The organism is Pedobacter sp. (genome assembly GCF_035317785.1).
Lineage (GTDB): Bacteria > Bacteroidota > Bacteroidia > Sphingobacteriales > Sphingobacteriaceae > Pedobacter.
Genome location: NZ_DATHGC010000337.1, coordinates 1 through 6,263 on the forward strand (window position 1 = coordinate 1; position 6,263 = coordinate 6,263).

Annotated in this window: 6 protein-coding genes and 1 pseudogene; 1 reads left to right on the top strand and 6 read right to left on the bottom strand. The window is 43.8% G+C overall.

Features of this window, described 5'->3' with window-relative positions:
- The 3 genes from VK541_RS21425 to VK541_RS21435 form a co-directional block, all read right to left on the bottom strand.
- Nucleotides 1–680 (bottom strand): carboxypeptidase-like regulatory domain-containing protein (locus VK541_RS21425; protein ID WP_324372541.1); only part of this gene is annotated, 680 nt, incomplete at its 3' end.
- A gap of 12 nt (nt 681–692) precedes the next feature.
- Nucleotides 693–1,796: a FecR family protein gene (locus VK541_RS21430; RefSeq protein ID WP_324372542.1), complete on the bottom strand. Its 1,104-nt coding sequence runs from the start codon at nt 1,794–1,796 to the stop codon at nt 693–695.
- 95 nt (nt 1,797–1,891) lie between these two features.
- Entirely contained in the window at nt 1,892–2,464 is a 573-nt protein-coding gene (locus VK541_RS21435; protein WP_324372543.1) for an RNA polymerase sigma factor, read from the bottom strand.
- Nucleotides 2,465–2,666: 202 nt separating this feature from the next.
- Here VK541_RS21435 and VK541_RS21440 point away from each other — a divergent pair, with 202 nt between their 5' ends.
- On the top strand, nt 2,667–3,116 hold the full coding sequence (locus VK541_RS21440; RefSeq protein WP_324372544.1) for an SRPBCC family protein: 450 nt from the start codon (nt 2,667–2,669) through the stop codon (nt 3,114–3,116).
- 34 nt (nt 3,117–3,150) lie between these two features.
- On the opposite strand, the gene VK541_RS21445 is transcribed toward VK541_RS21440, so the two are convergent.
- The 3 genes and pseudogenes from VK541_RS21445 to hutG all read right to left on the bottom strand — a co-directional run.
- Nucleotides 3,151–3,993, bottom strand: a complete 843-nt coding sequence (locus VK541_RS21445; protein ID WP_324372545.1) for a TonB family protein — start codon at nt 3,991–3,993, stop codon at nt 3,151–3,153.
- A 1,184-nt stretch (nt 3,994–5,177) separates the two neighbouring features.
- Nucleotides 5,178–5,285, bottom strand: a pseudogene (locus VK541_RS21450) (cold-shock protein); the annotation flags it as partial.
- A gap of 168 nt (nt 5,286–5,453) precedes the next feature.
- Nucleotides 5,454–6,263: formimidoylglutamase (gene hutG, locus VK541_RS21455; RefSeq protein ID WP_324372546.1), on the bottom strand; the 810-nt coding region annotated here is incomplete at its 5' end.

Genomic DNA, 6,263 nt, shown 5'->3' on the forward strand with positions numbered 1-6,263 from the left:
TAATCAAATAAAAGCGCATCTTCATTCAGGATACTGCAGCTTTTGGCATTCTTTGAAGTCCCCAAAAAAGTCTCTTTGAAAGCCCGGAGCCGTTGTGCCCTGTACAGGTCAGGACGCACAATCACTTCCTTCAGCACACTCACCGATTCTTCCATCACAAGGTCAAAATCCGTGGACTTGACAGACAGTATTACATTCTGACTGGCAGGCAGATACCCGATCATCTGGACCAGTACAGTGTAGCTTCCGGGATTTAAGTTAGGGATCAGAAACCTTCCTGTATTATCAGCTGAAACTCCGATCTTATAATGGCTCAGGTATACCGACGCACCCGGAAGCGGCTGCCCTTTCCGGTCTTTGATCATCCCCGAAATGCTCATTTTCTTTGCGATCACCTTCATCGTATCCTTTGCGCTGATCATGACCAGTCTGTCGTGTATGGCATATTTTAACGGAAGGTCTGAAAAAGCAGAATCCAGTGCCTGCTCAATGCTTGCATTCTTCACATCAATACTTACCGGCTTTATATTTTTCATGATGTCCTCATTATAAAGAAAATCGTAACCGCTTTGCTTCCTGAGCTCTTTAAATACACTTTGCAGCCTGACCTCCGTCTTTTTTACCGTGATTTGCTGGGTAAAAGCGACAGTATGAATGATTGCTGTGAAAAAAATTATCAACGCTATCCTCATTTATTCCACGACTACGGTTTTTCCTTCAATTTTAAACTTAACCTTTCCGGTCACCTCGAGTGCCTTGAGTACGGTGGACATGTTTTTTGACCTGGAAATTGTTCCGCTCAGATGCAGTTCGCTGTGACTTCCATTGTCGATGATCTCTACATTGTACCACCTGGACAACTGGCGCAAAATGCTGCCGAACGCTTCATTGTTAAAAATAAAATCCCCGTTCTTCCAGGCCACAGTTTCATTTACATCAGCACTGCTCACTTTCAGTGTGTTTTTCGCCAGCTGTGACTGTTGTCCGGGCAGCAATACTTTTTGTCCCTTGTCACTTAATATCTTCACAGACCCTTCCAGCAGCGTCGTTCTGGTCGCACCTTCGTCACCATAAGAGTTGACGTTAAAGTGCGTACCCAGTACTTCGACCTGCTGCCGGTCTGTTTTAACAATAAAAGGATGACTTTTGTCCTTCGCAACCTCAAAATAAGCCTCACCGCTAAGTTGCACCATGCGGTTTTTGAGGTTGGCAAAATTTGCAGGATAAGTTATGGACGAAGCGGCATTGAGCCAGACTTTCGATCCATCAGGTAAAATTACCTGGTATTGCTGCCCTTTGACAGTCGAGAGCGTATTGAATACGTTTGAGAGCGCATTAATTTTTTTGTTAAATTTCGCAAAGCTATAAATCAGTTTTCCATCGGCAGTCTTGGAGATGGATACCCCGTTCTGTTCAGCTATTTTTCCATTGGCCGCTTCAGACAAAGCAATCTTTACTCCATTTGCAAGGGTAAGGGTCGCAGTTTGTACACCAGGTGCTACGTCATTGGACGGTTTCTTTGATACCCTGGAATCAATGACGGGTTTGATATTGGTTTTTGAATTGTAGCTAAAGAGGCAGGCACCTGCGATAATAAGTACGGCAGCGGCGGCTGCTGCCGGATACCACAGCTTTCTTGTTTTCAAAGTTCTGGCTGCCTGCGCTTTCATCAGCGACCCGTAGACCAGATCACTCTCTGCCTCCAGTTCAGTCTCTGACAGTACGGGAATGTCCTTTTTGCGAAAATAATGCAGTCTGTACTTCGCTGTCTGTTCCTCGGTATTTTCTCTTTCCATGTTTTTTCTATGGTATTACGGAACCCATAAATTCCGTATTCATAAACAAAGGCAACTCAGGAATGGCAAATGGGGACAGCGGACGAAAAAAATACTTAAATAATGAAAGTAATGTAAATGAGCAAGCCAAGTTTCAGCTTTAAATGCTTCATGGCTCTTTTCAATTGGGTATTTACGGTAGACTCCGCGACGCCGGTGTGTTCAGAAATTTCCTTTGCCGACATGTACCTTTTGCTTTTCAGCTCATATACTTCCCGCATTCGTGGCGGCATTTCTGCAATGGTCTTTTCAATCATCGCAGAGATGTCTTTTTCCCTGATGAGGTAATCCGTTCCCTGACTTTCGATATCGATGTAAAAAGAACCGCCCTCAGCATATTTACTCAGCACCTGCTTATGTTTATAGATGTTATAGATCTTGTTGAGCACAGATTTGTACAAATAACCCGCAAGACTTCCCGTAAAATTCAGGGTTTTCCGGTTCGTGAGCATCCAGGCAAATACGTCCTGAATGACATCTCTCGATTCTTCTTTATTGCCGAGTTTATGATAGGCATAGAGGTAAAGCGGCTTGTCATAACGCAGGTAAATTTCCTTAAACGCAGCGTCATCACCAGAGTTAAATAGTACAATTAATTCCTGATCGTTATAGCTGTTGTAGCCCGGCATCCTGCGAATATTTGGTTACCATAAAGATATAAAATTAATTCTTACCCTAATATTGAATCTCTCTTTTGATCAAAAAGAAAGGGAGTGTGTCGTAAATCCGCTCTACAATTGTCGTATATGCCCCTGTCTATTAGCTGTTTTTACCTGCATATTTGTTAAAGCAAATTCATACAAACATAAATCAATACTAAAAATTACTTTTATGTCAGACAACAAAATTTCATTACACAGAGTTATCAAGGCATCACCTGAAAAGGTGTATCGTGCCTTTACTGAAGACACAGCCATCGCTTCGTGGCTGCCTCCTTATGGTTTTCTTTGTACTATTCAGAACAGGGATGTGCGGGTAGGTGGTACTTATAACATGTCGTTCCAGAATTTTACAACTGGAAATGGCCACTCCTGGAGCGGAGAATTTCTGGAGATAAAGCCTAACGAGTTTTTAAAGTACACAGACAAATTTGACGATCCGAACCTGCCTGGTGCAATGGTCACTTCTGTTTGGTTTCAAAAAACATCTGTAGGTACAGAACTAAAAGTTTTGCAGGAAGGAATACCTGCTGTGATCCCAGCCGAAATGTGTTATCTGGGCTGGCAGGAATCAATCGAAAAACTGATTAAGCTGGTAGAACCTGAAATACCGGATGCCTGAACAGGCTTCCGGTATTAAGGCCAGGGCAGCAGGTCTATTGGGAAAGCGCAAAAGAGATCGGCATGTTGTACCTTACCCTTACAGCTCTGCCGTTCTGTATGCCCGGTTTCCACTTAGGTGATTTTTTGATCACACGTACAGCTTCTGCATCCAGGGATCCGAATACCCCTTTAACCAGGGTCACATTGGAAATAGAACCATCTTTTTCTACAACGAAACTGACGAATACTTTTCCTTGTTTGTCCTGCTCCTGCGCATCATAAGGATACCTTAGATTTCTTTGCAGGTATTTGGCCCAGCCTTTCATGCCGCCTTCAAAATCGGGATAGATTTCAACAGATGTTCCATCATATATGGTTTCTTCAGTTCCGGAGCCGGAGACAGTGCCCGGACCTGTGCCGTTGCCTTCAGCCGGAAGCGAAGTCAAATCAGTTTCTTTGCCGGTTTGTGTCACCGGGCCAACTACCGCGTTTTCCATTTCATCTGCGGTTGGCGGTTCGACAACCAGGGGCTTATTGACTACTACTACTGGATTTGATGGAAGCTTGACCATTTTGATCTTTTCTTTAATCGGTTCAGACTTGGGTGGCTCCACTTTCTCTAACGGTTTGGTCTGCTCGATTGGCGGGTGGATTGGCGCCATTGTCACCGGTATATCGGGTCTGGCGTCATCAACAGTCGTCTCCGGATGAAGGTATTTGTAGATCATCGGGCTGGCAAACAGCAGGATAAAAAGCGGAGCGGCAATGAACAATGCACGCAATGTGTTTTGGTCTGAATGCAAACGAAGTTCATAGGCTCCGTAAGCCTGGTTCCTGTTCTTAAACACAAGATTGAGCCACTCAGTCTTGTTTAGATTTGATGTTGTGTTTAGCATGGTGTTTCAGGTATTGGTTTGATCTAATGATGATACCAATACCGGAATTCCATAAATAAATGACCAAATCTCAACTAACCTCCCTGTCAAAGCCAATTCGCAAACTTTGCAATACTCCTTCTGTGCCTCATCCTTCGATACACCCCATCACACTCCCTGCTTCCAGCCACGTTTGTATTGCCCTCAATTCCCATTACAAAATCCCCCTGCACCCGCTCCAAAATCCCGCAATGCCCTATCCGTCTCAGTTCCGGAAAATATATTCCATAAATTAATCCTGGCCTAACTGTCCCCTCTTGAAATTACTTGTCGTTTTTTAATGATAATACCGGAGTTAATATAATTAAATTTCACAGACAAAAACTTGCTTTTCGCAGATCGCTTTTTCAATAACTTTCCCTGCCCCGTAATTTCGTGCTCAATGAAAGTATTGATCATGCGGTTCAAATTAAGTTTAATGTTACTGATGCTGATCTGCGGACCGGTTCTTGGTCTGGCCCAGGTGAATAAGATTATAGGAAGTGTTAGGGGCAATACCGGCAGCGTTTTGAGCGCAGTAACTGTTAGGATGATTATCGACATAGATACCCTTAGTACTTACACAGACAGCCTGGGAAAGTTTAGTTTCCCTGCACCTGAAACACTGAAGTTTAAGCTACACCTGAGTACCTTGGGTTATTTTTCCTTTACACAAACCTATCAACTACAAACCGAGAAGCCAGAAATGGAACTGGGGGTTTTGGTCTTAAAGTACGACCCGTACATGCTGGACCAGGTAGAGATCAAAGGCAAATTAAAACGGATTACGGCAAAGACCGATACGATTGAATACAAGGCCCTTGCCTATTCTGTGCTGCCTGCTGATCTTGTGAGCAAACTGCAGATCATCGATGACCATGGAGATCAGGCCGCTTTTACAGGAAACAAAACGGGCATAAGACCCACAAAAATACTGAATCTGGTAACCAAATCCGGCAAAAATCAGGTCCGGTTTGGTCAGATAAAGATCGGGCTGGGCACCAACAGGCGATACGGAATGGAAGGAGCAGTAAATTATTGGCAGGGTAACAAGCAGGTATCTCTGAATGCTAAGCTGAATCGGGCAGACAACGGGGCCGGAACAGACGATGAGAAAGCGGCAGGAATTACTTATTGGGACAGTCTGGGCAAACAAATCGAGGGCAATCTACAAGTCCGCTTACATGTACAAAGATTTCTGGTTCTCCGTTATCAGGTAAGATAAAACCAAATCCTTTTGAATTGTTAAAAAATTTTACTGTTCCTTGTGGCATTGTTTTGAATTAAAATTTGTGATATGGGTTAATTGTGATCATTGTGTGTGCTGAGCATAAATTTAATGCTATTTATGCTATTTATGCTATTTATACTTAATGCTAATTTCTTTATTTTGACGTTATAAAACCGACTAAATTTAAAGCCTCATATCCAGAAGCAGGCATTTATGATAAAATCCTGCTCAAGCAAGATTGAAATACTATCCATGCCGCCAGTTTAGCTGTCCGATCATCCTGATCATACAAAGGATTGAGCTCGGCAATGTCAATGCTCATCAATTTTTTATTGTTCAGTATTGTTCTCAATATCCGCAAAAAGAAGGCATCTGGCACCGTTCCTACAGGTGCAACTGCGCTAACACCCGGAGCATAGGCCGAGGCAAAGACATCCAGATCTATGGTCAGGTAAATTGCATCTGATCCGCTCATGAAGCTTTGCAGGCTATCGAGTACCTGTGCTTCCCGCCCTACCCGGAAATCTTCCGCAGCAATGTAATTGATCTGCAATTCTTCAGCCGTTTTATACAATCTCCGGGTATTGGAATGCTGCTGGATGCCAATCGGAAAGTACCTGAAAGGCATACCCAAATCTTTGCAGTCCTGCGCAATTTGCCAAAAACCTGTTCCCGAAGTCGGCCCCGAAATCCCGGGTTCACGCAAGTCAAAATGGGCATCAAAATTAATAATTCCAATATTCCTTCCGGTTTCCCCTTTCTTCAAAAAGTTCTTTATTGCTGAATAATGCGGATAAACGACCTCGTGGCCACCGCCTAAAACCAGTGTTCTGTAGCCCAGGGAAAGCAGCTCAGTAATGAAGTCACTCAAAGCCGCCTGCGCGGTTTCGAGTTGTCCGTCAATGCAGTAAATATTTCCGGCATCGACCAGCATCAGGTCGTCATCAAAATGAACGGGAAGTGAGGCGCAGGCTTTGCGTATCGCATCAGGGCCTTCTTTTGCACCCGTCCTGCCCAGGTT